3 protein-coding genes are annotated in these 3,752 nt (G+C 58.9%); all 3 read right to left on the bottom strand.

From position 1 onward, the window contains the following. A partial coding sequence (locus tag RJ53_RS11425) for a histone deacetylase family protein (protein ID WP_211531762.1) occupies window positions 1-732 on the bottom strand: 732 nt, incomplete at its 3' end. A 10-nt stretch (window positions 733-742) separates the two neighbouring features. Further along, entirely contained in the window at window positions 743-2,485 is a 1,743-nt protein-coding gene (glmS, locus tag RJ53_RS11420) for a glutamine--fructose-6-phosphate transaminase (isomerizing) (RefSeq protein WP_211531761.1), read from the bottom strand. Next, window positions 2,486-3,649 carry a sugar phosphate nucleotidyltransferase gene (locus RJ53_RS11415; RefSeq protein WP_211531760.1) on the bottom strand — a complete coding sequence of 388 codons (1,164 nt, stop codon included), beginning with the start codon at window positions 3,647-3,649 and terminating at the stop codon, window positions 2,486-2,488. Window positions 3,650-3,752: the final 103 nt, after the last annotated feature.

Here is a 3,752-nt window from a genome sequence, read left to right as displayed (position 1 = left end):
ATCAAGTGCGTCCTGTCCTGCCGAGATGATCACGGCATCCGGCCTGAACCGTTCGATGGCGGGGATGAAGATCTCCGAGATGATATAGCGGAAATCGGTGATCGTCCCCCCCGGATGAACCGGTGCATTCAGGGTGTATCCCCGCCCCGGCCCCTCGCCGATCTCATCGATCCAGCCGGTCCGGGGGAAGCTGTTACTCTGGTGAATCGAGAGGAAGAGGGCCCGGTCACTCCGGTAGAAGGCCTTCTGTGTGCCATTGCCATGATGGACATCCCAGTCGAGGATGGCGACCCGGTCCCTCGTCGTCAGGATGGAGGCAGCGGCTATCGCGGCATTATTGAAGAGGCAGAAGCCCATCGCCCTGTCCGGTTCGGCATGGTGGCCCGGCGGCCGGACAAGCGCAAACGGCCGCTCTCCATCAAGGGCGCGTTCCGCTGCATTGATCGATGATCCGGCGGCATATGAGGCGACTTCAAATGAACGTGAGGTGACATAGGTGTCGGGATCGATGAACCGGACACCCCCGAACTCCGAGAACTGCCGGATCATCCTGACATGTTCCGGTGTATGGATCAGCGTAAGCTCCTCCTCGGATGCAAGGACCGGCTCCCTGATGGCAACGCCTGGCGGAATCCCTTCCCCCGTCCTGCTGAGCCGGGGTGCCGCCTCAGGGTGCTTCTCGATATGATGGAGCGAGAAGATCTCCCCCCTGATGGCACAGACACCGGACATATTCCCTCACCTACTCAACCGTGACACTCTTTGCAAGGTTCCGTGGCTTGTCGATGTCGCGGCCGAGGGAATCGGCCGTCTCATACGCAAGCCGCTGGAGGAGGACCGAGACGGTGGCCACGGCGGTTGACTCGGGAGCCTTTGGAAGCTCGATGAAGATATCCGCAAGCTCCGCAAGCTCGATATCCCCGGCAAGCCCGATGGCGATCACGGGAGCCCCCCTCGCCTTGATCTCCTTGATATTGGATAACATCACCGGGTATGCCGCACCCGGGATGGCGATGGCGATGACCGGGGTCTCACCGGAGAGGAGGGCGAAGGGGCCGTGTTTCAGTTCCCCTGCAGCATACCCCTCGGCATGGATATAGGAGATCTCCTTCATCTTCAGGGCACCCTCGAGTGCCGCAGGGTAGAAGAGCCCCCGGCCGATGTAGAAGAGCGAGGATGCCGATGAGCAGAGCCCGACCGCTTCGGTGATCGGGATCGTCAGGATCTCTTCGATCCGTACATTGATTCGTGTATTCTCTTCTGCGTGGCTGCCATCTGTGAGGGCATCCGTGATCCCAAGGCCTGCGGCGAGTTGTGCAATAAATGACTTCGTCGCCGCAACACTCATCTCAGGCCCTGCCCGGAGATGGATCGTCGCATCCGTCATCCTTGTTATCGTTGATCCGACGACATTGGTGACGGCGACGGTTTTACATCCCCGGCTCTGCGCCATCTTCAGGGCGGCAAGCGTGTCTGCCGTCTCTCCCGACTGGGATATCCCGATGACCGTTCCCGAGAGGGGTGGGGGATAGTACTTGAACTCGGATCCCTGCTCGACAAGCACAGCTACCCCGCAGTACATCTCGAGGAGGTATTTGTAGAGGAGTCCTGCATGATAGGAGGATCCACAGGCGACGATGGTAAGACGATCCCGGCCTCTGAGGAGATCAAGTGCATCCGGGGACTCCCGGACCGCCTGAAGGGTATTATAGAAGACCTGGGGCTGCTCGAAGATCTCCTTCTGCATGTAATGGGGGAAACCGCCGAGGCGTGCATCCTCGATATCCCAGTCCACCTCGGTGATCTCCCGTTCCACCGGCATACCGCCATTGCGTATCCGGTACCCGTTTCTCGTCAGCTCGACAGAGTCCCCGTCCTCGAGGTAGATGACCCGCCGTGTATTCTCGATGAGCGGGGTGACATCGGATGCGGCAAGAAGTTCGCGATCCCCAATCCCGATGACGAGCGGGCTTGCCATCCGGGCAGCGACGATCCGATCCTCCCCTTCCGCAAGAAGAAGGATGGCGAAGGATCCCGAGAGGAGGGGGATGATCTCTTCCAGTGTTGCAAGGAGATCCCCATCGTACCGCTCCTCGACAAGATGGGCGATCACCTCCGTATCAGTCTCGGATCTGAATGTATGGCCCCTTTCGGTCAGTTCACGCCGAAGCTCCGCATAGTTTTCGATGATCCCGTTATGGACAACGGCGATCCGTTCGGCACAGTCCAGATGGGGATGTGCGTTACGATCATTCGGCTCACCATGCGTCGCCCACCGGGTATGGCCGATCCCGATACTTCCCTTCAGGCCGGCAAGTGATCCGCCCGCATCGGATATCCGTCCGCTCTTTTTGGTTATCGTGATCACTGTATCCAGTGTGGCGACCCCGAACGAGTCATATCCCCGGTACTCGAGGCGCTTAAGCCCCTCGGTGACGATCGCCTGAGCAGGGCGGCGGCCGATGTACCCGACGATTCCACACATTTATATCACCCGTGATCCATCCGGGATCTCTCCGTCAAGCCGTCTGCCGGATCGGATGGTGCTGTTGTTTCCGATGATACAGGCGGTGAGGACAACCGATGATCCGATGGTGACGTTATCCCCAAGAATCGCACCGAACCTTCCCTGATGGAAGATCTTCGTCTCACCTTCACCCAGACCGAAGTATCCTTCACCGGTGATGGTGGAGAGGTGATCACCGATACTGCAGCCATCCCCGATGACAGCATCAGCGATCCTTCCATGAGATCCGATCCGGACGTCATCCATGATGATACAGTCTGCCAGGTATGAGAACGGCTCTATGATGGCACGATCTCCGATACTGACGTCCGGGCCGATGACGACATTGGGGCCGATAGTCGTATCCTCCCCAATCCTGACAGGCCCGGTGATGACGGTGCCGGGGCCGATACTGCTCCGTGCCCCGATTGAGACCTTCCCGGTGATCGTTGCGAAACGGCTGATCATCCCGCTCCTTCCGGGTGTGGTGAGCCTGAGGAGATGGTTGTTCTGGGAGATGAGATCCCATGCATGGATCGCATCACCCCATTCCCCCCCTTCAACCGCCCGGATCGGTACCTTCTCTGCAATGAGACGGTTGAGAAGCTCTGGAAGCTCACGTTCCTGGATCGATCTGATCACCTCGGGGGTGAAGAGATAGAGGCCGCTGCTGACAAGGGCGATCCCCTTCTCCTCCGGCTTCTCGACAAATGATGTGACAAGGCCGTTATTGACCGTCACCACACCGTAATGGACCGGAGCGATGGATGGGCTGACCCGGATGGCATTCTCCTTCCCCTGCATCATCAGGACAGAGGCGGTATCGATGTAGTTGTCGCCTGAGATGACCAGGGTGGTATCATGGATCTTAGGAATGGCACAGGCGAGGGCATGGGCGCTGCCGAGCTGCCGTTCCTGGACAACCACCTGCACCTCATGGTCCAGGGTATTTAAATGCCGGATCACCTGCTCCTTCCGGTATCCGACGACGACGGTGATGTCACGGATTCCTGCCTCAAGGAGAGCATCGATGACGTAATCAATGATCGGCCGGTTGCCGACCGGTATCAGTGCCTTTGGACGGTTCTTTGTGAGGGGCCGGAGCCGCCAGCCCTCCCCGCCTGCCAGAATAACTGCCTGCATCTTGTGTTCACCTCGTTATGACACTCTCGTCATCATACACCCCGTCGACGTACGAATGGGGGGCTATCCGGGATCCGGATCCGATGGAGGATCCGGTATTGAT

Origin of the sequence: Methanocalculus chunghsingensis (assembly GCF_018132105.1) — an archaeon.
Classification (GTDB): domain Archaea; phylum Halobacteriota; class Methanomicrobia; order Methanomicrobiales; family Methanocorpusculaceae; genus Methanocalculus; species Methanocalculus chunghsingensis.
This window is presented reverse-complemented; position numbering and strand designations above follow the sequence as displayed.